Here is a 21731-nt window from a genome sequence, read left to right on the forward strand (position 1 = left end):
CTGTTTACTTGTTACCAAATATATTGTACATCCTATCAACTGCTTTTGCAAATCAAAAAAAGTGGCCGCTTTCACGGCCACAGTGGGGGTAGAGAAAGACGAACTTCTCACCAACTTAGGGTTATACCTCCTCCAAAGGTATAACCGTTTGCCCACAAAAGTTTTGCCTGAATCCATTCGTAGTTCAGGCCTATCTCTATGTAAGGTCCGGCAGTTTGCAATTCCCCCCTTATCCCACCGAACACCTCTATGTTCCAAAGATCCATTCCCACGCCAGCAGAGATCTTAACGGGATTTATTCTGCTCAAAGTCATTTCGTCCCAAAGTTCTCCTCTTAGCATTAAAAATCCAATCGAGGTTGTATCTTTGATTCCGAATTTCACCATTGGAATCAGATTTTCAAGGCCTAAAATTACCTTGCCGTACATCTGATCTATCAGATTACCCTCCATTCCCACAAAAATTCCCGTCGTCGCTTGCAAAGTCTGGTAGGTGTAAGCCTCTCCGATTATCGACAGTTCTGTCGATCCATAACTTATGCTTCCGAGTATTTTGGAACTCGTCTGATCGTAAAAGAGATCCAGCCCAAGTTTGTTTTGCGCTTTTTGACTTTCAAAGGCAAAATCCGATCTTATGTTGTCGGCAAAGCCCATGAAAACAAGGAAATTCTTTCCTCCACTCTGGGCACTTGCCACCGCACGGCTTTTTTGATCGCCTAAAGAAACCTGAATTACATTAACGCCAGTTATCAAAGAGACGTTTACCGTATTTTGTTTTGATTTGACGTTCATCGCAAATTTCGGATCTGCCAAATTCACCGTCCCTTCTCCGATTGCCTGAATTGTGATGTTGCCGAATATATCGTTCTTACCATTTATCTTCATTATCTCTCTGAAAATCTCAAAGGAAGCGCCGGAAAATGTTAAAATTCCCGACTTGTTTATCTGCTCTATCTGTCTGAATCTTTGATACTCATCGGAATTCATCTCATGGATTTCGTAATAGAAAAATCTGTTTTCATTCGGAACATCTATCTGAGAAATCATATTTGCTATCTCATTCTTTGTCTGATCATCGGCATCTATGAGTAAAATATTCGAATTGGGCGAGTAAAGTACGTATTTCGAAAGTACTCCCAAAAGGTCGTAAGCGACTTTGGCGCTAACGTATTTCAAAAAGACCATGGATGGTTTGTAAATCGTTGAACGAATCTTGTCTGGTGAATTCATGCTTCCCACAAGATATACATTTCCGACCTTTGCAAAGGCGTAATTGGTGGACATGAGCACTTTTTGCAAGGCATCTTCAAAGTTTGAAGACTGAAAGGTCATATCGACCGTGCCTGTCACATCATCCGCAAGTATGACCTGAGTGTTGTAAGTTCTCGCTATGTCATTTATCGCGTTTCTTAGATCGGCACCCGAAAAGGAGAAATCAATTCCAAAGGCAACCGTCGAGATGAGAATTATCGCTAACCATAACAATCTTTTCATCTTACTCACCTGCCCTTACCGCGACAAAGAGGATCACACGCTTGAGGACATCTTTGTAATCCAACTGGGTAAAAAGTTTTCCGATTATCGGTATGTCTCCAAGCACGGGTATCTTCGATTCAACGGATGAAATAGATGTAAAACTCATCGCCGCAACGGATATTCTCCCTCCGACGGGAATTGCTATGGACGTTTGAATGCCCTGCTGAACGGCGGCGGGAATATCCTGACCTACATCTTCAGATGAATAAAGCGCTTCCAAAACATCAAGCACAACTTTGTCGCCCATTATGGTCGGTGTTATCGTCGTCTCGATTCCTATCGGGATCTCTTTGTAATAAGTATTCCCGTTAAGCACGTACTGGTAAGATCTTATCGTTTTGGAAAAGATCTTGGACTGCACTCCGTTAATAGCCCTTACATTTGATTGAGAGAGCAGTTTGAGATCCTCACTTGATTTGTTTAGATTGAAACTGCCCGAGAAAAGTCCGAGAGGCGTTAAAATGTTTGCAGTGAACCATTCGTTGGATATCGAAAAGTAACTTGCCGTACCCGTTGATGTTGAGTTGTATCCCCAGTTTCTTTCCCATTTTCTAAATGTATTCTCGTCCGTTTCGACGACGGTTATCTCAAGTTCCACTTCCCTTTTCGGAATATCTAAAGTCTTTATCAAAGAAATTATCTTATCTGACATGTCATTTGGGGCGGTTACCGTCAGGACATAAGGATCGCCCGATGTGTTGACGTACTTTCTCATATAGACAGGAAGCAGAGATACTATATCGGATGCTTTGTAATTTACGCTTTTGTACTTTGTGGTCGTTGAAAAGTACATGAATTTATCGCTCGACGGTGTTGCCAAAGAGACAAAGTAGACTCCGTTTATCTTTGTCCACGAATATCCGCCGGCCAAAAGCAAAAGGTCGAGTGCCTGATCGATGGTTACGTTTTTTAGATCAATAGTCACGTATCCTCCAACGGAATCATCCGCTATTATGGTCTCACCCGTATCGTAAGAGATCTGGCTTAGCGCCTGTCTGAGATCCATTTCGAAAAAGGATTCACTTACCAGTTTTCCAAAAACGGAAATTGCGATTATCAAAAAAATAGACAAAATGATGATCTTTTTCATGATTGAACACTTCCCATCCTGACAAGATCATCCTGCGTTATCTCAAATGTGATCTCGGTCTTTATCTGTTGATTTGAATTCTTGTCACCTTTGTACGTGATCATCATCGGAACATGGTATTCGCCGGTTTTGACTATTTTGTAATTTCCTATCGGAATATCCACATATCTTTCGACAGATGGGAAGATCGAAAATCCCGATTCCGAAAGATACTGTGCCTGAAGGGTAAGATAATTCATCTGCGGATCTACTATGTCGTAGATTATGTTGAAATTCGTAAAGGTATTTCCGGTATTTTTTATCCACACCCTCAAAAACGCCTTATCCGTTGGCGTTGAAGGCATTATCTTCTCTACATTCGTTATTTCAAAGTTGTATCGTGTCGTTCCCGTTATTCTCATCATAACGGGAATATAAAAGGTAGAAAGGTTCGAAGAATTTTCAACCGATGTTTTTATCCTTAACGCAAATGCGTAAAGACCCGTAGCATCCTGCGGTACCTTGTACGAGAACGGAATGACTCTTTTTTGGTCCTCTCTTAGGGTAAAGTTATCGGGATACAATTTAACGTCATCGACTTGAGATCCAAAAATCCAGTAGCCATTTTCGTCCATTGAAAGCGTAACTGTGTCAACTGTGGCGGATATCGTCGAAAATTCTCTGTTTGAAAGTTCAAACTTTCCCATTTGATTTGTTCCGGCCTTAACATCGCCCGTTATTTCAGAAGGAGAAAGCAAGACATTGACATCTAAAGGTTTAGATGCAGATGTAGACTCTATCATCGAAAAAGTCTCCTCTTTGTGGCTTAAGAATCTTTCTCCCGATTTTAAATTTATCTTGACCGTGTACTCACCGGCCGGCAAAGACCTATCGTAAAGCGCGTACATCTCTCTTTCTATTTGAGGCATGACAAGATCGGTGTGATCCATCGTGAGATCTCCTCTGCCCCAGACTTTGTTGTTGGAAGAGACGATAAGATAATCGCCCGTCGGCCTAAATGAGGTATCGCCTGAATTTTTGACGATTGCACTTATTCTCAGGCCTCTTTGCGTTGAAGTTGCAATTGCGTCTAAATTCACTATTTCTATCCCCTCAAGTGCCAATTTTGAATTCGCAGGCCTTCCTTTGACCGTAACGTGGACTATGCTTCCGAACCTAAAGCGCCTTTCTATCGAAATTCCGGTACCCGTTGCATTTGAAGATGTGGGTGTGTTCTCCTTTGGTATGAAATTTGCCCACACCATGGCGTAATAATCACCGCCATACCTCACAGATCGCGGGACTTCGATGCTAATCTGAATTTTGGACGTTTGCAATGCGCGAACGTTAAGATTGATTTCGTTGTTTGGAAATTTTATCCAGTTTGCACAGGAGAAAGTGTAAGTAGAATCTTTCGTAAGATATATGTAGGCACCATTTTTGTCAAGCGTGAATGTACCGATCTCAAGTTGATAATTCACATCTGCAAGCGTGCCGTTGACAAGGTTTAATTCAAAGGTTTGAATGTCTCCGGGGTACATCTCGACTTCTGTCTTAAGCGGACTTAAACCAAGATTGTAGGTAACAGAAAAAGCGCTTATCGCAATGCAGATTAAGATTGCAAATATCGATAACTTTTTCATCCTTCTCTCACCCCTTTCGTTTCTTTAAAACTCTATTTGCCATTCGTCATTTTCAATTTTTCATTTTCAATTGTCAATTCTTTTCTCTGTCATTTCATGGATCCGACTGTATGTAAATGTCAAGATAGGTCACATACTCACCCTTTGGAGTCGCTTTGTCAACGCGAAAACCAAGCCATCCGTAAAAGATATGTGATCCTTGCGAGACCGTTATTTTCTGAGATTGATTACCGATATTGTCGTTTATCCATTTCATGTCATACCAGAAGTTGTTGTTCGAATTGTTTGCTGGAAGTCCGTAAGATGGGGCCGATGGATCGTCTATTTTGTATCCAATCCATGCCGGAACGATTCCGCCTAACCACCCACCGGTGCGAAAATACGTGTAAACTCCGCCATTAGTTTCAACTTGCACGGTCAATCCCGTTGTGTAATCCCCCGGCATGTTGACGTGGATGTAATAGTTAAGATATTGAATCGAGACGAAGATCCACTGGCTTATTTCGGTGCTTAGATATATTTTTGGCAAAGTATATGAATTATCCAAGGTTATATATCCATTTGTATTCCATGGATTAGAACCTTGAGCGTATGCTATGTTTGAATTTGTCTCTTCGACCCATGCGTTGTTTGTGCGCCTGTATATCGACAGACTTTGAGAAATAACAACGGACGTCAAAATTGTAAGGATTAAAATCGTCAAAATCTCTTTTCTCATATCCCCCATCCCCTTTTCAAAGAGGCCCCCGAAGGGGCCTCGAAAGAGATTCAGATGTTATGGATCGGATTGAATGAATATATCAAGATATGTCGAATATAGGCCTTTTGGCTGTTGGTAATTTACCCTGAAGCCAAGCCATCCGTAGAATGTATGTTCCCAATAGTTAGGACCATAAAGCGTTATCTTTTGTGTTGCCGATCCGTAATTTGCATTTATATACGCCATATCATACCAGAAACTGTTGTTTGTGCCATTTGACGGAAGTCCAACTCCTGGTGCAGTTGAATCGTCAACTTTGTATCCAAGCCATGTTGGAATAGATCCAGCCCCAGTAGGTCCACCGCTGAGATTTCCACCCGTCTGGAAGTAGGCGTAAACTCCACCGTTTGTCATCACATGAATTGTAAAACTGTCAACGGTGAAATCTCCCGGCACATCGACGTGTATAACGTAATTAAGGTATTGAACACTTATGTATATCCACTGGCTGACGTTAAGCGTCCAGTTTATCCTTGGAAGTTTGAACCATGTCGGAGTTGCTGGAAGTACCATGAAGTAACCAATGTTGGGGACTTGAACTGATGTTGAAAGGCCGCCGGTCGACCAGGTATTTGCACCCGTTGCAGATGCGAATACGGTGTTGGTAACCTGTACCCATGAACCTGCTCCTTCGGTTGGAACTGTCCACTGAAAAACCGGAACAGACGTTTGCGCAATTCCTATCACTCCAATGACGAGCAGCGCAAGCATACTCAACAGTATAACTTTTTTCATTTCCTATCACCCCTTATCCTTTCTATTTGATCTATCTTTCGGTGGCCACCAAAAAGACTTCTCAACTGTACTTAGCAAGATGCGTGCCAAAGCAGCACATGGCCAATAGCCTACGGCAAAAACAAAACAGTGACGCGTGATCGGTAATCAGCAAAACAGCACGTGGCTCGTAGCGGGTGGCAAGAAAGAGGCATTAGGGATTGGAGATTAGAGAAAAAAATAGTGACGCGTGATCGGTAACGAGTAAGCAGCCAAAGGCAAAAGGCGATTCCAGTTCTTCGACTGGAATGACAGCAGGCGGAGAGCATGATGCCGCAAGGTGACCTCCGCAGCGCAGCGAGGACCAGACACCGAGGGGCGAATGCTGGAGCCGATGCACAAAAAGGCGCATGGCCAATAGCATATGGCAAGAAAGAGACATTAGGGATTGGAGATTAGAGAAAAAAATAGTGACGCGTGATCGGTAACGAGTAAGCAGCTAAAGGCAAAAGGCGATTCCAGTTCTTCGACTGGAATGACGGACGGATGCGGAGAGCATGATGCCGCAGGAGATTGGTAACACAATAACATTGCTTGACAGAACACCTTATCCTTACTATAATAAAGAAAATCACAGGAGGTTTTAAAATGCTGACTTTAAACTGGAATAAAAAGATGAAATTCACAGCACATACCGAGTCAAATCATGAAGTCGTGATGGATTCTTCTCCAAATGTCGGTGGAGAAGATACGGCGGCAAGACCTATGGAGGTGTTGTTGGCAGCGCTTGGAGGATGCACTGCAATGGATGTAATTTCAATTCTTGAGAAGATGAAGACACCGCCGAAAGATTTTAAAATAGAAATTGATTACACCAGCGCGAAGGAACATCCAAAAATTTACACGTCTATCCATTTGAAGTACATCTTTATCGGAAATGTACCGAAAGAAAATGCCGAAAAAGCCGTCAATTTATCTCAGACAAAATATTGCAGTGCCTCGGCGATGCTTAGAAAATCCGCCGAAATTACTTATGAACTTGTCTTTGAAAGTTGAGAAATGATATCTTCCAATTGTTTTTCGTCAATGATTTTAACGCCAAGTTTTCTTGCTTTATCAAGTTTGGAACCAGGATTTTCTCCAGCGATAAGATAATCTGTTTTTGATGAAACATTTTCTCCAACATCACCTCCAAGATCAAGGAGGTGCTGTTTTATTTCTTCACGGGGTTTTGAAAGTGTTCCCGTTATAACAAAACGTTTTCCGGAAAGCACAGAAGGCGATCTGATTGGATATACGATTCCTGTTCCGACTCTATGAGATTTGAGTTTTTCGATCATTTCTTTCGTTCTGTCGAGCGAAAAGAATTGAACGACTGAATTCGCAACCTTTTCTCCCACTCCGTTTATTTTTATGAGTTCTTCTTTTTTTGCGTTTTGAAGTTCTTCGATATTGTGGTAACGTTTCTCAAGCAGTCTCGCGGTCGTTTCTCCTACCATCGGAATGCCGATTGCGGTTATGAGTCTGGAAAAAGGCAGATTTTTTGACTTTTCTATCTCATCCATGAGATTTTGAGCCGATTTCTCACCCATGTTTTCCAATTTTGAGATGAATTCTTTGTTCAAATCGTAAATGTCGGCAGGGTCTTTAACTTTACCGCTTTCTATGAGCTTTTTTATCAATTTGGTTCCAAGTCCATGAATATCCATAGCCTTCCGGGAGGCAAAATTTTCGATCCATGCTTCTAATTTGGCAGGGCAATAAGGGTTTAAACATCTTAGCGCAACATCTTGAGGTTCGATTTTGCCAACAGGTCCACCACATATTGGACATGAGGTGGGAGGATTTATCTGTTTTTCATCGCCTTTACGCTCTTCAACGATGGATTTAACAACCTGCGGTATTATTTCACCGGCTTTTTCTATTATAACTATATCGCCTATCCTTATGTCTCTTTCTTTGACGTAGTCGAAATTGTGTAAAGACGCACGTTTTACCGTCGTTCCGGCAAGACGCACAGGTTCTAATTCGGCGACAGGTGTGAGTGTGCCTGTTCTTCCAACCTGAACTGTGACTTTGAGTATTTTCGTTCTAACCTGTTCGGCCTGGAATTTGTACGCTATGGCCCAGCGTGGAGCCTTGGCGGTAAAGCCGAGATTTTCCTGAAGATCAAAGTCATTTACTTTTAGGACAGCACCATCAATGGGATAATCCAATTCTTCTCTTCTCTTTTCGCACCATTCAAGGTATGTTTTTACATCGTCCAGATTTTTGGCGATTTTTGATTCGCCGTTAACTTTGAATCCAATTTTTCTCATGAATTGAAGTGCATCCCATTGTGTTTTGATTCCGTATTTTCGAGGGCTTTCAAGGGTATATATGAAAGAATCAAGATGTCTTCTGGCGACCTCCGATGTGTCGAGTTGTCTTAAAGTGCCTGCGGCCGCATTACGTGGATTTGCAAAAAGCGGCAGTTCCTGATGTTGCCTTATAAGGTTAAGTTTTTTAAATTCAGTGAAAGACATGTATATTTCCCCTCGTACCTCAACATCTATCGGTTCATTGAGTATCAAAGGTATAGTTCTGACCGTTCTTGCGTTGTCAGTAACATTTTCTCCAACCTCACCGTCTCCACGGGTTGCGGCAAGCACGAGTTCACCTTTTTCATATTTAAGTCTTATCGAAAGGCCATCTATTTTCATTTCGCAAACGTATTCCATTTCATCTCGTTCGGCAAGTTTTTTTATTCTCTCATCGAATTCTTTTAATTCATCAAAAGAGTAAATGTTGTCGAGGCTGTACATCAAAGATGGATGTCTTACAGATGAAAAGCCATCAAGGATTTTCGCACCTATTCTTTGTGTCGGAGAATTTTGGCTTTTAAGGGCAGGATATTTAGTTTCAAGATCCACAAGTTCTTTAGCGAGCATATCGTACTCGTAATCTGTTATAACAGGATCGTTGAGTGTGTAGTATCTGTAATTATGATATTCTATTTCCTTTCGAAGTTTTTCGACACGCATCTTTATTTCTTCTGGAATTTCGTCCATCTTTTCCTCCCTGATGTTTTTGATCTCTACTCTCTAATGTCCGATCACCAATCTCTTTTTTTTCCATATGCTGTTTTGCTGATTACCGATCACGCGTTACTGTTTTGTTTTTGCCATAGGCTATTGGCCATATGCTTTTTTGTTCGTCGGCTCTCGCATTCGCCCTTCGGTGTCTGGTCCTCGCGTTGCTGCGGAGGTCACCTCTCGGCATCATGCTCTCCGCCTGCTGTCATTCCAGTCGAAGAACTGGAATCGCCTTTTGCCTTTGGCTGCTTACTCGTTACTGATCACGCGTTACTATTTTTTTTACATGCTACCCGCTACGAACTACGTGCTGTTTTTCAATATGCCAAAATTGGCGTACATTGGCTGTAAATCTTTTGCCTTTGTGACGTAATCTATCAAAGCGCCTATCATCGTGTTGCACGGAAATCTTTCAGGATCTAAACCATTCAGAATTCTGACGATATTTCTTCCGACGTAAAGTCCCGTAGCGATTGATTCAACGTACCCTTCAACTCCGGTTATTTGACCGGCAAAAAAAAGATTTTCCATGGTTTTCGATCTGAAAAACTCATCCGTAACTTTGGATGGTTCTATGTAAATGTTGGCATGCATTACCCCATACCTTACAATTTTAACATTTTCAAGTCCGGGTATCATTCTAAAAACTCTTTGCTGTTCATGCCATTTGAGCCTTGTTTGAAAACCCACGATGTTCAACAAAGTTCCTGCGTAATTGTCACGCCTTAGTTGAACAACCGCGTACGGTCTTTTACCGTTTAATTCCAACCCGACAGGTCTTAAAGGGCCATATCTCATGGCATCGATTCCGGATCTTGCTATTTCTTCAATTGGCTGGCATCTTGAAAACAAGAATTTTCTGTCGAATTTTTCCATAGGAAGTACTTCGGCGTTGACAAGATTTTCTCTGAATTGAAGATATTCATCTTTGTTCATGGGACAATTAAAATAATCTTTTCCTTTATCTTCATATCTGTTTGCAAGAAAAATCTTTGACATATCGATCGTTGTGGCATCAATTATGGGAGCCACCGCATCGAAAAAATGTGATCCGGTTTTAAATTTCGTCATGATCCATTTGTAAAGTTTTTCGGAGGTCGCAGGACCCGTTGCCATTATCCAAAAATCATCCGGAGGAATTTCCGTTATTTCTTCTCTTTGAACGTGTATTTTTGGATGAGATTCGATGATAGAAGTTATCTCTTCGGAAAACGTTTCTCTATCGACGACAAGTGCTTTTCCTCCCTCAATGGCATGCTTGTTGGCAATTTTTAAGACAAAAGAACCAAGATCGGTAAGTTCTTTTTTAAGAAGTCCCGAAGCATTTTTAAGATCGACGGATTTCAACGAATTGGAACAGACAAGTTCGGCGAATTTGCCAGTTTCATGCACATCTGTTTTTACGACAGGCCTCATTTCGTGCAACACGACATCATATCCTGCCTGCGCTATTTGATAGGTGGCTTCACTGCCGGCAAGTCCTCCGCCTACGACATGGACGATCTTTTCACTCAAGGACTTTTTCCTCCTAATTTATAAGTGTTAGATAAAGTATAACGCTGTCTTTAAAAACTTTCGGATCGAGGTACGTTATTTCTCTTATCTTGTTGAGTCTGTTGAGAATCGTGTTACGATGTATTTTCATGACTTTTGAAGTTTTGACTGGGCTCGCGTCGTTTTCAAAAAAAATTTTCAAAGTTTGAAGAAGTTCAGGATATTTTTCGAGTTTTTCGATCAAAACTTTCTTCATTCCTTTGTTTTCGATGACATCTTGAATTAAGAACACAGGAGAAAGTTTTGAATAACTTGACAGGCCGGAAGGGTCCGATCCGTAATGAAGAGCCGTCACAGACTGATGATAGGCTATTTCAGGAGTTGGATCCACGGAAATGCCAGCCTTGCATCCCTCCGGGACTTTTTCGATTTTTCCATCGAAGATGAAAAAATCCTCTCCCGATTCCATATGCTTGACAAATCTTCCACCGATTTTGGCCATTTCTCCTCTTAACTGGATGTTTCCTATCTGAGATATCGCGGCGCACAAGATGGGCTTACTTATCCCTTTAAAAGCGTTGATTATCTCAGGGGGTATGGATTCTTCAGCGTAACCTTCCGTTGTTTTGGCAAACTCTTCAAGTACATTTTGGACGAAGATGGCCAAAGTCTCTTCGGAAAATTCGTATCCAATCAAAAGTACGCAGCCTTTAAAATTTGTGAAGTTGAAAGGAATGACAAGCACGTGCTTTTGATCGTGCACAAGGCCTACCCTTACTCCTGTCTTTATGGCAACCGAAACGGCCTGAGAAAGATCGGCAGAGAGACCTATCGTTGAGAATTTCGGAACACCTTCCATATCGGTGCATATAACGTCTCCGTTGAAAAGATCAATCAGTTTTTCTCCGATTTCATCCCATATTTCCATGTATCACACCTTAACCTTTGGAAGGCTGAAAACACAGCCACAATAATTTTGTCTGTAAATTCCAAGCGATTTGCAATAATTGACGCTTTCCAAGAAACCGTTATTTTTTCTGAAAGCGCTTGGAATGTACGTTGTGCCTATTTTTTTGGCAAGTTTTGTGCCAATGTCGTTTATGAAGTTCACATCTTTGTGAGGACTCGTCGTAAGAGATGTGGCAAAGGCGTCGAATCCGTTTTCTTTCGCAAAGAGTGCAGACTTTCTCAACCTGAAGGCGATGCACGCTTTGCATCTCATAGATCCTTCCGGCAGATCTTCAAGGCCTCTGACTGTCTTAAACCATTCATCCGGATCGTAGGAAGGGTAAAAGACGTCAAAGTTCCAGATGGATGACAATTTTTCAAGTGCCTGACGCCTTTTCGAATACTCCTCGTACGGTTGAACATTCGGATTGAAAAAATACCCAACAACTTCGCCGGATCCAGAAAGCCTTTTGTACGCTGTGGTGGCATCCGGCGCGCAACAGATGTGAAGCAAAATTCTCATCCAACAATCTCCTTTATCTTTGATTTCAGAGAATCCACATCTAATCCTTCTATTCTGTAAAGGTCCTTTACAAGACCGGATCTTGTGTAATCGAAGAGACCTATTCTTGTAAAACTTTTTGGATAAGCACGGTTGTCAAGTGCAAACTCGGATATAACACCACCAAGTCCCGTGTTGGCGTTGTGATCTTCGAAAGTTAAAACATGCTTCGAAGATATGTAAGTCGTTATCCATTTTGGCAATTCAAAAGGTGTCGGTACTCCCACGACCGTAACTTTGATCCCTTCTTTAAGCAGATCATCTGCTGCTTTGACGGCAATGTGGGAAGTTTGACCGGTTGAAAAAACAGTGACATCTTCGCCTTTTCTGAAAAGATCGCATTCGCCGTAAACAAACTCGTAATTCTCATCAAAAAATGCTTCACCGTTATTTTTGGTTATAACGGGGATTTTCGATCTACCAACTGCCATGGCATAATTTCCCCACACCTTCGCCATAAATCTTAACGATCTATCGGTTTGATTTCCATCCTGAGGCACGATGAGTTTGAAATTGTATATGTTTCTCAAACCGCCTATGTAATCAACGCAATGATGCGTTTTGCCGTCTTCGCCGACGTCGGTGCCCACATGGGTCACGATCAACTTCAAATTCGTGTGGTTTATGTCATTTAACCTTTGCTGATTGTAGGTTTCATCTATTCCAAACACACCGAAGTCTCCAAAGAAAGTAATTACGCCCTGACTTGAAAGCGCTCCTGCGACCGTAGCCGCATTGTGTTCCTGAACGCCTGCCTGAAAGAAAAGATCCGGTGCCACATGCTCGAACAGATCAGTTTTTGTGGAAGGTTTGAGATCGCAATCTATAACGGCAACAGGCGTGTTGGTGGTCAATTTGGAATTGGCAAGCCCTATATCTGCGAGAGCACGGCCAAAAGCGTCGCGATTCGCAACACTTTCACCTGGCTTATAAATTCTGTTTTTTCCCGTATCGATCTTAACCTGATAAGGTTTTATCTCGAAATGAGGCATTGAAAAGGTTTTACGTCTTTCGATGTATTTTTGAATATCATTTTCGACGCCGAGTTCTTTCAAAGCCTTATCGGCTTGCTCGAGGGAAAGTGCTTTTCCGTGATATTCAACATCGTCTTCCATGAAAGAAACTCCCTTTCCCATCATAGTTCTACCTATGATCACGGTCGGTTTGTCTTGATTTTCAAGGGCATATTTTATGGCTTCATACAATTGAGCGTAATCGTGTCCATCAACTTCAAGTGCTCTCCATCCGTCTGCTTCGTAATCTTCTTTTATATCGACAAACATGACGTTACGTGCACGTCCGCTTATCTGGGCATCATTGTAATCTATCACAACCGTTAAATTCGAAAGGCCGAATTTTTTTGCAAATCTTCTTGCTTCAGCGACCTGACCTTTGGCCTGTTCGGCATCACTCATAAGCGCAAAAGTGTGGTAATCGAGATTTTGTATCTTGGCAGACAATGCCATGCCGCAGGCGGCGCTCAATCCCTGTCCGAGATTTCCGGTTGTCCATTCAACGCCAGGAATACCTCTTGTGATATGACCTTCAAAGGGAGAATCAAAATATCTGAAGCCGGTTATGGCATCTTCCACGTTGAAAAATCCAAGTTCGCCAAGAGTGGCATAAACTCCGGGAGAAGTATGGCCATGACTCACTATAATTCTGTCTCTCGAAGGGTTCCAAGGATCTTTAGGATCTATTCGGGCATTTGAAAAAACAGTAAGGTATATGTCTATCGAACTCATAGAACCTCCGGGATGACCTGAATCGGCCACGGTTGTCATTTTTATTATGTCTCCTCTGCAGCGTTTTCCGAGCAATTTAAGTTTTTGTATCTCCTCTTCCGGTAATTTTTCATGAGAAAATCTTTTTTTCATTCAAAACACCTCCAAATTCATTTGTTATAAAGCAATCTTGCGTACTCATCTTTAACGTTTTTCTTTCTTTTAACAGCCTCAAGGATAGAAAAATCTATCTTTGCCACCAACGTTTCTTCGAGAATTTTACTTTGTGTCTGCTTTATTATACCGCTCATGGAATCAGTTGCTTCTATCGGAGCGTAAATTCCGCTTTGACCTGTGAAATGATCTCCCACCATGTAACTTTCCATCGAGTATGAATATCTCTGCTGTGAATAAAGCCAGGCATGACCGAATGATTCATAATCGCCAACCCATTTCTTGGTAAGACATGGATTTAAAATCAGATCGACGTCTTCATCTATCTCATCATCCATGAAGGCAACTTTCACGTTGTAGATTGTAAAAGTATTTCCTTCGACTGATTTACCGTTACCGTTTATAAAATGATATATCTTCATGCCCTTAACCAAATCGGCATATCCAACGTAAATTTTCTCGATAGAGGCAACGTTGGAAAAAATCTTCAAACATTCATCTTCTATCTTTGATATTTGATTTCCGGAAAGGTTTTCTTCGGGAACAGAATACAGTTCCATATTCATTCCGGCCGGAAAAAGCACGATCTGGGCTCCTTCCGTTTTTGCCGCCTTCACAAGGGATAAAACTTTTGTATGAAAATCTTTGGAATTTTTGAAATTCTGGTGTTGAAATTGTATAACCCCTACATATTCAAAAGCATCAGGATCGATTACCGGATGGTCCAAAAAAGCGTTTGTTCTTCTTTTCAGAAAAAGGGACCTGAAAACATCTGATATCTTTCCAAAGATCATTTTTCCGCTTGTCCTTTGTTATTTTGGGTGTATTCTTTCTTTTCCGTCGAAAAAGCAACCATTGTGTATCTGTCGGAAAGCACTATCATTCCATCTGTGAATTCGGTCATTTTTAAGAAGAAAGAATAATTCACATTTTCAGGTGGCGTTATGTTCACAATGATCGTTGGGATGCCGGTTGTTTGGGCACATCCCCAGCCACTTGCTATAAGTTCGTAAGGGTTGTAACTTTGACTTTTGAGATATCCGACGATGAGATCTATTTTAAACTCGGTAATTTTCAGAAGGAGATCACGCATTCTCAGTTCATCGTTGTAAAGTGTGCCAATTTTCAAATTCGATGATTCGAAGAAAAGTTCGTCTAACGTTACGGGCACACGCCACCTTCTCTGAAAGATGTTGAAATTGGAATCGTCAAAAACAATTCCATTTTCATCTACCTTTAACCATCTACCAATCGTCGAGAGCGTACGATCCGAAGTTATACCAAGATCGAATTTCGTGAATTCGGTAGATGAAAGAATGGATCCCATGTAAATTCTGAACATTCACATCGCTCTCCTTTTAACACTTCATACCGGATGAAACTATAAACTTACATATCTCCCTCACACTTTCAACGATAGAGTTATCACTTATTTGAAAAAAAAGAAAACTCGTTCTTAATTTTTGATCGCTTTTGGCTATTGCCATCACAAGTTCGCGCTGTGTGTAAGGTGTCAATCTGTTTACGTCAAGTGTGCTTGCTGCCATTTCAAGCAAATCAAGGTTTAAAGAATCAAAAGAGGTGGCTTTAACAGTTTGCAAAATTTTTGGAATTAAAACTTCGTAGACGGCGAGATCGTGTGAATAACCTCCTATGTTTAAATCAAGGATGCCTGCTACCTTGGAAAGTTCAGTTGCGTTCATTGAAAGCAAAGCATTTATAAGTACGGGTGATTTAGGCGGATATATGTAATAATCCCGTCCAACGAATTTTCCAAAGGCCTTAAGTGTGTCCAAATATCCCATCTTTTCCAATCTGCGTTCATCTGTTGGATTGAAATCCATTGCGCTTCCTATTGTTCCAGATGGCGTTATGATCTTCAATTCGACATCCTTCGGTATTTGTGGAAGAGAAAAAGGAATATCCGATACGTTTATAAGTAAGATCTTCTTAAACCCTTTTTCAATGGCCATGTTTACAGGCGCATTGTTGTAAACTCCTCCGTCTATGTAGGTTTGACCGTTTATGACCTGCCTCTGGAAGATCGGATAATTTGCACTTGCAAGCACATAATCCAAAAGTTGTCCTTTGGGAATTTGCGAAAGGTACAATTCAACGGGGGAAAATTTTGAAAGATCGTAAGTTACAAGTCCAAAATCTATTCCGCTATCTCTGATACGCTTTTCATCAATATTTTCTTTCACTATTTCACGTAACGGCTCCACGTTTAAAAGATGAAAAGATAATATTTCACGTGCCACATGAAAATACATATTGGTAGTGGAAGAAGCATTTACCGACATGACATCAGAGTAAGAAAGATCTTGCCATATCTTGTAGAGTTTTTCAGTTTCTCCCTGGCAGTAAAAGATACCATTCAAGGCCCCAACGGAAGTACCATAGACACCTTTCACGTCAAGGTCTAATTGATTTATCGCTCTAAGAGATCCGGCTTCGTATGCTCCTCGCGCGCCACCGCCTGTTAAAACCAAAGCCCATGAAGATGAAAAGGCCATAAAAGCACTCCCTGCTAAGATCAAAATGAAAAAAAGCCATCTCATTCAAACCATCTCTTTTAAATTATACCATACGTTATGGTAAAATTTTGAGTGGGAGGTTAAAATGAAAGACGAAAAAAAAGATGAAAAATTCATGAAAGTTATTGAGGAAAAAGTTTCGGTATGTACAGCGTGTCAGTTAAGCCAGACAAGGACAAATGTGGTGGTCGGAGAAGGAAACATTCATTCACCGATAGTCTTCGTCGGAGAAGGCCCCGGTGAGGACGAAGATTTGTCAGGAAGGCCTTTTGTTGGCAGGGCAGGTCAACTTTTTGATAAAATTCTTGAATCCGCAGGCTTTGTAAGAAAAGATCTCTACATAACCAACGTTGTAAAATGCAGGCCACCGGGAAACAGAACACCTTACACCGAAGAAATTCTTGCCTGTTCTCACTTTTTAATGGCCCAAATTGCCATAATAAATCCTCAAATAATAGTTACGCTTGGAGCAACTGCACTTAATTTTTTTATAAACGGATCGATAACGGAATCTCGTGGGAAATTTTTTGAATGGAAAGGAAACATAAGGATCTTTCCCATGTTTCATCCAAGTTATCTTTTAAGAAATCAATCCAAAGAGCCTGGTTCTCCAAAGGCTTTAACGTGGGACGATATAAGAGTGTTGAAAAAAGCATACGATGAAATAGTGACGAGTAACGCGTGATCGGTAATCAGCAAAACAGCACGTGGCGGGTAGCCGGTAGCACGTTGCAAAAACAGTAACGCGTGATCGGTAACGAGTAAGCAGCCAAAGGCAAAAGGCGATTCCAGTTCTTCGACTGGAATGACGGACGGAGGCGGAGAGCATGATGGGATCTAAGGAGGAATAGCGTGATATCGAGGATAAAAGGCACGAATGACATAATCGAAGATTCAAAAGTGTGGGAATGGCTGGAAGAAAAACTCAAAAATGTCGCGTTGAATTTTGGATTTGTTGAGGCAAGGACCCCCATTTTTGAGGCGACGGAATTGTTCAACAGAAGCGTTGGAAATGAAACCGATATCGTTCAAAAAGAGATGTACACTTTCGAAGATAAGGGAGGCAGATCGATAACGCTTAGACCGGAAGGTACGGCTCCCGTTATGCGTGCCTTCATCGAGAATAACCTTTCTTCCAAAGGCCTTCCTCAGAAACTTTTCTATTGCGGACCCATGTTCAGATACGAACGTCCTCAGGCGGGACGATTAAGACAGTTTCATCAATTCGGCGTGGAACTCATAGGATCATCTTTGCCGATAGCCGATGCCATGACGATTCTTTTAGCAATAGAAATGCTTAAGGCAATAGGCCTGGATGAATTCAAACTCAAAATAAATTCGACCGGCGATGAAAAATGCAGACCGAATTACGTTGAGGCACTCAAAGCGTATTACAAACCTTTTTTAAACGACCTTTGTGATGATTGCAAGGTCAGATATGATAGAAATGTTTTGAGATTGCTTGATTGTAAAAAAGATGCGAAATACGCCGAAAATGCACCTAAAATAACTGATTATCTTTGCGATGATTGTAAATCGCACTTTGATAAACTAAAAAAATACCTTGATGATATGGAAATAGAGTACGAAGTCGATCCTGCGATTGTGAGAGGCCTCGATTATTACACGAGAACAGTTTTTGAGTTCAAATATCCCAATCTTGGGGCACAGGATGCGATAGGCGGAGGAGGTCGATACGACAATCTTATAGAAGAATTGGGAGGATCAAAAGTCCCATCTATTGGCTTTGCTTTTGGAATTGAAAGATTGATCCTTGCCCTTGAAGCAGAAAAAAGGCTTCCTAAAATAGAAGGATTAGATATTTACGTCATATCCATAGATGAGAATCAAAAGATCGAGGCATTGAAGATTGCCGGTGCGCTCTCAAAATATTTTAAAGTCGATGTCGATGTGATGGGAAGAAACGTTAAAGGTCAGTTTTCTCATGCTTCGAAAGAAAATGCAAGGTATACGGTTGTCATAGGCGAAGAAGAGATAAAGACGGGCCTCTACACTTTGAAAAACATGAAAACGGGAGAACAGTGGAAGGTAAGGTTATCAGAGATAATAAAAATTGTGAGTGGATCTGGAGAAACAGACACGACTGACGCGTGAACAGCAAAAAAGCACATGGCGAATAGCAAATGGTAAGAGAAAAGACAGTGATCTGTAACGCGTGAAGAGTGAACAAAAACCAAGGACACCTGCCATTGCTACGATGCGGGATCTGAACTTTGTTTGGTATATAAAAAAGTCTGATTAGACTGAAGGAGGAGATCAACATGCAACTCGATCTCGATCAAAATTTGGTGAGGAAAGCAAGGGAACTGGCGAAAGAAATCACGGACGATGTACAAAAGTTCATAGATCTAAGAAGTACTGATTCCGTGGAAAGAACGGTGGCACGCATTTATGGCATTGATGGTGTTGATGCCGATGGTATTCCGCTTCCTAATTCCGTTGTCTACGATGTTAAAGCGCACGACGGACTTAAAAGAGGTATAGCATACTGGATTGCAAATGCATGCGTGGCAAAGTCTATGTCTCCTCAAGAAGTTGCGGAATCGGTGGGTAAAAAGGAATTTTCTCTCGTAGAAATCAGGCCTCAGAAAGAAAACATCGTTGCAGAAAAAATCGATGAATTAACGGAAACATCCATAAAGAAATTGGAAAAAATCAAGCACGAAAGAGATGACATGCTTAAGAAATTGGGAGATCCAAATCAACCTTACATTTACGTCATAGTCGCAACGGGAAATATATACGAAGACGTGATTCAGGCCAAAACTGCCGTCAGTGAAGGAGCAGACATAATTGCGGTGATAAGATCGACGGCTCAATCTTTGTTGGATTTTATACCATTTGGACCCACAACGGAAGGATATGGTGGAACTTACGCAACACAGGCCAATTTCAGGATAATGAGAAAGGCTTTGGATGAATCGGCGGCAAAAGTTGGAAGATACGTCAGACTCACAAATTACGCTTCCGGTCTTTGCATGCCGGAGATAAGTGCCATAGCGGCAATAGAAGGTTTAGATATGCTGCTTAACGATTCGATGTATGGAATTTTATTTAGGAATATAAACATGATGAGGACATTTGTCGATCAATACACATCGAGACTTATATGCGCCTTTTCTCATATAACCATAAACACGGGAGAGGACAACTACATAAAAACATCGGATCCGATAGATCGTGCCCATACAGTTACAACATCCCAACTCATAAATGAACAATTTGCCCTTAAAGCCGGAATGGAACCCAAATACATGGGAATAGGCCATGCCTTTGAAATAGATCCGGATGTTGAAAACGGCTTGCTTTACGAAATTGCACATGCGCTCTTGACAAGATCGCTTTTCCCTCAAGCAACTCCCAAGTACATGCCGCCTACACGTTACATGACAGGCAACATATTCAAGGGATACGCGCAGAATACTTTGTACAACCTTGTTTCGGTTATGACTGGTCAATCGATACATCTGCTCGGAATGCTGACTGAAGCGATTCACACTCCGCTTGTGCAGGATAGGTATCTTGCAATATCAAACGCAAAATATGTTTTTAAAAACGCAAAAGCACTTGGTGAAGATGTTGAATTCAAAAAAGATGGTTTTGTTCAAGAAGAGGCCAGAAAAGTGCTTGAAAATGCCGTTTCACTGCTTGAACACATAAAATCGGTAGGCTTGATGGCTTCAATAGAAGAAGGGATATTTGGAGATATTTCAAGGAAAATAGATGAAGGTAAAGGCGCTGACGGCGTCTTTGTCAAGGGTGAGGATTACTACAATCCCATCATCGAAAAAATGGAAAAGATCGTAAGGAGTGGTGAATTATGATACCAAACTTAGATCTCAGAAGTATAAAGCCTTACGGGGATCAAACCAACGATGGCGTAATCCAGTTATCTTTCACGCTGCCGGTACCGGCAGGGGCAAAAGCACGCGAAGCGGCGAAAACGCTTATCGCTTCGATGGGTTTTTCGGATATCCAGATGGTGCTTTCGGAAGATATAGGAGGAGATTTCACATTTTTCGTTGTTTATGCGAAAACCAACAAATACGTTGATTACACCTCGATCAAGACGCTCGAGGTTGAAATACCAAAAATGGGAATTGAAGAGATAAATGATAAGATTTCGAAATATTTGAAGCGCCAAGTCGTGATAGTTGGCGCAACGATAGGTTCTGACGCACACACGATAGGGCTTGACTCGATCCTTAACATGAAAGGATACCATGGAGATTCAGGCCTTGAAAGGTATAAAGCCTTTAAAGTTTACAATCTCGGCAGTCAGATACCACCTTTGGAACTTGTTAAAAAATCAAGAGAATATAAAGCAGACGTTATACTTGTCTCGCAAATAGTTACACAAAGAGAGATTCACATCAAACAACTGACAGAACTTGTCGATATATTGGATGCTGAAAAAATAAGAGACAAAATACTTTTGATAGTCGGAGGACCGAGGATAACCCACGAACTTGCAGTTGAACTTGGATACGATGCCGGCTTTGGCGCAGGGACCATGCCATCTGATGTGGCGGCATACATAGCGGATAGAATTTTGAAAAAGTCTTCTTGAAGTGTTAGAAGGAGTTAAGATGAATGAAAGAGAGTGATAGGCAAAAAATAGCAAGAAAAGCGTTTGAGATGAGAGATCCGAAACTTCACGATCAAGCCCACTCAAAAGAATTGATAGCGGAAGAGACCTGGCACAAGACCACTCAGGGCCGGTACATGAGCCCTCTTGTCTACGGTGCAAGTGATGGAATAATAACGACTTTCGCCGTTGTCGCCGGCGCGATGGGTGCACATTTAAGTCCTCAGGTGGTTTTGATCATGGGATTTGCAAATCTTTTCGGCGATGGTTTTTCAATGGCAATGGGAGATTATCTCTCACAACGAACATCCTTGAAATACAATGAAAGTGAGCGTCAACGCGAAAAATGGGAGGTAGAAATAGATCCTGCTTCTGAAAAAACAGAGTTGATAGAGATATACAAATCAAAAGGTTTGAAAGAGGAAAAGGCAAAAGATCTTGTAGAAATTCTAAGTTCAAACAAAGATTTGTGGGTTGAGACCATGATGCATGAAGAACTTGGGATACTTGAGGATAAAATGGCTTCTCCGCGTGTAGACGCACTCGTTACTTTCTTTTCTTTTGTCTTTTTTGGTTTTATGCCACTTGTAACTTATATCCTTGCAAGTTTTATACCTTTTTTTGCGCAGAACACTTTTTTAACGGCAACAATTTTAACACTTGTGACTTTGTTTACAGTCGGTGCTTTGAGAAACATAGTTACAAATGTAAACTGGTTCAAAAGCGGTCTTGAAATGCTTTTGACGGGCAGTATGGCCGCTTTCGTGGCTTACATTGTCGGCTTCTTGATAAGATACATAACAACTTTGTGAAGGAGTGATCGAAATGGAATACAGAAAAGTAGGAAAATGGGGATTGAAGATAAGCGAATTGGGATTTGGGACATGG

The 21731-nt window shown here is 41.4% G+C and carries 19 protein-coding genes; 6 read left to right on the forward strand and 13 right to left on the reverse strand.

The window, feature by feature from the left end:
- Positions 1 to 107: 107 nt before the first annotated feature.
- The 5 genes from ACP5NR_RS06520 to ACP5NR_RS06540 all read right to left on the reverse strand — a co-directional run bounded on the left by ACP5NR_RS06520 (position 108) and on the right by ACP5NR_RS06540 (position 5742).
- A complete protein-coding gene (locus ACP5NR_RS06520) occupies positions 108 to 1493 on the reverse strand; it encodes a hypothetical protein (RefSeq protein ID WP_428005220.1) in 1386 nt (461 codons plus the stop codon).
- Position 1494: 1 nt separating this feature from the next.
- Complete coding sequence (locus ACP5NR_RS06525) at positions 1495 to 2625, reverse strand: type II secretion system protein GspD (RefSeq protein WP_428005219.1); 1131 nt, start codon at positions 2623 to 2625, stop codon at positions 1495 to 1497.
- Positions 2622 to 4247, reverse strand: a complete 1626-nt coding sequence (locus ACP5NR_RS06530) for a hypothetical protein (RefSeq protein WP_428005218.1) — start codon at positions 4245 to 4247, stop codon at positions 2622 to 2624. Before ACP5NR_RS06530 ends, ACP5NR_RS06525 begins: the two co-directional genes overlap by 4 nt.
- Before the next feature lie 94 nt (positions 4248 to 4341).
- Entirely contained in the window at positions 4342 to 4965 is a 624-nt protein-coding gene (locus tag ACP5NR_RS06535; RefSeq protein ID WP_428005217.1) for a hypothetical protein, read from the reverse strand.
- Positions 4966 to 5022: 57 nt separating this feature from the next.
- Entirely contained in the window at positions 5023 to 5742 is a 720-nt protein-coding gene (locus tag ACP5NR_RS06540) for a hypothetical protein (protein ID WP_428005216.1), read from the reverse strand.
- A 630-nt stretch (positions 5743 to 6372) separates the two neighbouring features.
- On the opposite strand from ACP5NR_RS06540, the gene ACP5NR_RS06545 reads away from it, so the two are divergent.
- Positions 6373 to 6777, forward strand: coding sequence for an OsmC family protein (locus ACP5NR_RS06545; protein ID WP_428005680.1), 405 nt, complete (start codon positions 6373 to 6375; stop codon positions 6775 to 6777).
- Here ACP5NR_RS06545 and ligA read toward each other — a convergent pair.
- The 8 genes from ligA to ACP5NR_RS06585 all read right to left on the reverse strand — a co-directional run bounded on the left by ligA (position 6753) and on the right by ACP5NR_RS06585 (position 16258).
- On the reverse strand, positions 6753 to 8771 hold the full coding sequence (gene ligA / locus ACP5NR_RS06550; RefSeq protein ID WP_428005679.1) for an NAD-dependent DNA ligase LigA: 2019 nt from the start codon (positions 8769 to 8771) through the stop codon (positions 6753 to 6755). The two genes, ACP5NR_RS06545 and ligA, sit on opposite strands and share 25 nt — an antisense overlap.
- A 327-nt stretch (positions 8772 to 9098) precedes the next feature.
- On the reverse strand, positions 9099 to 10310 hold the full coding sequence (trmFO, locus tag ACP5NR_RS06555; RefSeq protein ID WP_428005501.1) for a methylenetetrahydrofolate--tRNA-(uracil(54)-C(5))-methyltransferase (FADH(2)-oxidizing) TrmFO: 1212 nt from the start codon (positions 10308 to 10310) through the stop codon (positions 9099 to 9101).
- A gap of 13 nt (positions 10311 to 10323) precedes the next feature.
- Complete coding sequence (locus tag ACP5NR_RS06560; protein WP_428005500.1) at positions 10324 to 11217, reverse strand: PucR family transcriptional regulator; 894 nt, start codon at positions 11215 to 11217, stop codon at positions 10324 to 10326.
- Positions 11218 to 11220: 3 nt separating this feature from the next.
- Entirely contained in the window at positions 11221 to 11760 is a 540-nt protein-coding gene (locus ACP5NR_RS06565; protein WP_428005499.1) for an epoxyqueuosine reductase QueH, read from the reverse strand.
- The gene (locus ACP5NR_RS06570; RefSeq protein ID WP_428005498.1) at positions 11757 to 13676 is read right to left on the reverse strand and encodes a transketolase; all 1920 of its coding nucleotides are present in this window, start codon (positions 13674 to 13676) and stop codon (positions 11757 to 11759) included. The genes ACP5NR_RS06565 and ACP5NR_RS06570 overlap by 4 nt, the downstream gene beginning before the upstream one ends.
- A gap of 17 nt (positions 13677 to 13693) precedes the next feature.
- Positions 13694 to 14491, reverse strand: a complete 798-nt coding sequence (locus ACP5NR_RS06575) for a hypothetical protein (protein ID WP_428005497.1) — start codon at positions 14489 to 14491, stop codon at positions 13694 to 13696.
- Complete coding sequence (locus tag ACP5NR_RS06580) at positions 14488 to 15039, reverse strand: hypothetical protein (RefSeq protein WP_428005496.1); 552 nt, start codon at positions 15037 to 15039, stop codon at positions 14488 to 14490. The genes ACP5NR_RS06575 and ACP5NR_RS06580 overlap by 4 nt, the downstream gene beginning before the upstream one ends.
- 16 nt (positions 15040 to 15055) lie before the next feature.
- Positions 15056 to 16258 carry a patatin-like phospholipase family protein gene (locus ACP5NR_RS06585; RefSeq protein WP_428005495.1) on the reverse strand — a complete coding sequence of 401 codons (1203 nt, stop codon included), beginning with the start codon at positions 16256 to 16258 and terminating at the stop codon, positions 15056 to 15058.
- A 61-nt stretch (positions 16259 to 16319) separates the two neighbouring features.
- Between ACP5NR_RS06585 and ACP5NR_RS06590 the strand changes: the two genes are divergently transcribed.
- The 5 genes from ACP5NR_RS06590 to ACP5NR_RS06610 all read left to right on the forward strand — a co-directional run bounded on the left by ACP5NR_RS06590 (position 16320) and on the right by ACP5NR_RS06610 (position 21655).
- The gene (locus ACP5NR_RS06590) at positions 16320 to 16919 is read left to right on the forward strand and encodes a uracil-DNA glycosylase (RefSeq protein WP_428005494.1); all 600 of its coding nucleotides are present in this window, start codon (positions 16320 to 16322) and stop codon (positions 16917 to 16919) included.
- A gap of 167 nt (positions 16920 to 17086) precedes the next feature.
- Positions 17087 to 18349, forward strand: coding sequence for a histidine--tRNA ligase (gene hisS, locus ACP5NR_RS06595; RefSeq protein ID WP_428005493.1), 1263 nt, complete (start codon positions 17087 to 17089; stop codon positions 18347 to 18349).
- A gap of 167 nt (positions 18350 to 18516) precedes the next feature.
- Positions 18517 to 20079, forward strand: coding sequence for a lysine 5,6-aminomutase subunit alpha (locus ACP5NR_RS06600; protein ID WP_428006148.1), 1563 nt, complete (start codon positions 18517 to 18519; stop codon positions 20077 to 20079).
- Complete coding sequence (locus tag ACP5NR_RS06605; protein ID WP_428005491.1) at positions 20076 to 20825, forward strand: cobalamin B12-binding domain-containing protein; 750 nt, start codon at positions 20076 to 20078, stop codon at positions 20823 to 20825. Before ACP5NR_RS06600 ends, ACP5NR_RS06605 begins: the two co-directional genes overlap by 4 nt.
- 23 nt (positions 20826 to 20848) lie before the next feature.
- Entirely contained in the window at positions 20849 to 21655 is an 807-nt protein-coding gene (locus tag ACP5NR_RS06610) for a VIT1/CCC1 transporter family protein (protein ID WP_428005490.1), read from the forward strand.
- Positions 21656 to 21731: the final 76 nt, after the last annotated feature.

The organism is Athalassotoga sp., assembly GCF_049965695.1.
Classification (GTDB): Bacteria; Thermotogota; Thermotogae; order Mesoaciditogales; family Mesoaciditogaceae; genus Athalassotoga.

What these genes read in the sequence shown, in the direction of transcription:
- ACP5NR_RS06520 (WP_428005220.1), bottom strand. Translation starts at nt 1,493, where the DNA reads ATGAAAAGATTGTTATGGTTAGCGATAATTCTCATCTCGACGGTTGCC.
- ACP5NR_RS06525 (WP_428005219.1), bottom strand. Translation starts at nt 2,625, where the DNA reads ATGAAAAAGATCATCATTTTGTCTATTTTTTTGATAATCGCAATTTCC.
- ACP5NR_RS06530 (WP_428005218.1), bottom strand. Translation starts at nt 4,247, where the DNA reads ATGAAAAAGTTATCGATATTTGCAATCTTAATCTGCATTGCGATAAGC.
- ACP5NR_RS06535 (WP_428005217.1), bottom strand. Translation starts at nt 4,965, where the DNA reads ATGAGAAAAGAGATTTTGACGATTTTAATCCTTACAATTTTGACGTCC.
- ACP5NR_RS06540 (WP_428005216.1), bottom strand. Translation starts at nt 5,742, where the DNA reads ATGAAAAAAGTTATACTGTTGAGTATGCTTGCGCTGCTCGTCATTGGA.
- ligA (WP_428005679.1), bottom strand. Translation starts at nt 8,771, where the DNA reads ATGGACGAAATTCCAGAAGAAATAAAGATGCGTGTCGAAAAACTTCGA.
- ACP5NR_RS06560 (WP_428005500.1), bottom strand. Translation starts at nt 11,217, where the DNA reads ATGGAAATATGGGATGAAATCGGAGAAAAACTGATTGATCTTTTCAAC.
- ACP5NR_RS06565 (WP_428005499.1), bottom strand. Translation starts at nt 11,760, where the DNA reads ATGAGAATTTTGCTTCACATCTGTTGCGCGCCGGATGCCACCACAGCG.
- ACP5NR_RS06570 (WP_428005498.1), bottom strand. Translation starts at nt 13,676, where the DNA reads ATGAAAAAAAGATTTTCTCATGAAAAATTACCGGAAGAGGAGATACAA.
- ACP5NR_RS06575 (WP_428005497.1), bottom strand. Translation starts at nt 14,491, where the DNA reads ATGATCTTTGGAAAGATATCAGATGTTTTCAGGTCCCTTTTTCTGAAA.
- ACP5NR_RS06580 (WP_428005496.1), bottom strand. Translation starts at nt 15,039, where the DNA reads ATGTTCAGAATTTACATGGGATCCATTCTTTCATCTACCGAATTCACG.
- ACP5NR_RS06585 (WP_428005495.1), bottom strand. Translation starts at nt 16,258, where the DNA reads ATGAGATGGCTTTTTTTCATTTTGATCTTAGCAGGGAGTGCTTTTATG.
- ACP5NR_RS06590 (WP_428005494.1), top strand. Translation starts at nt 16,320, where the DNA reads ATGAAAGACGAAAAAAAAGATGAAAAATTCATGAAAGTTATTGAGGAA.
- ACP5NR_RS06600 (WP_428006148.1), top strand. Translation starts at nt 18,517, where the DNA reads ATGCAACTCGATCTCGATCAAAATTTGGTGAGGAAAGCAAGGGAACTG.
- ACP5NR_RS06605 (WP_428005491.1), top strand. Translation starts at nt 20,076, where the DNA reads ATGATACCAAACTTAGATCTCAGAAGTATAAAGCCTTACGGGGATCAA.
- ACP5NR_RS06610 (WP_428005490.1), top strand. Translation starts at nt 20,849, where the DNA reads ATGAAAGAGAGTGATAGGCAAAAAATAGCAAGAAAAGCGTTTGAGATG.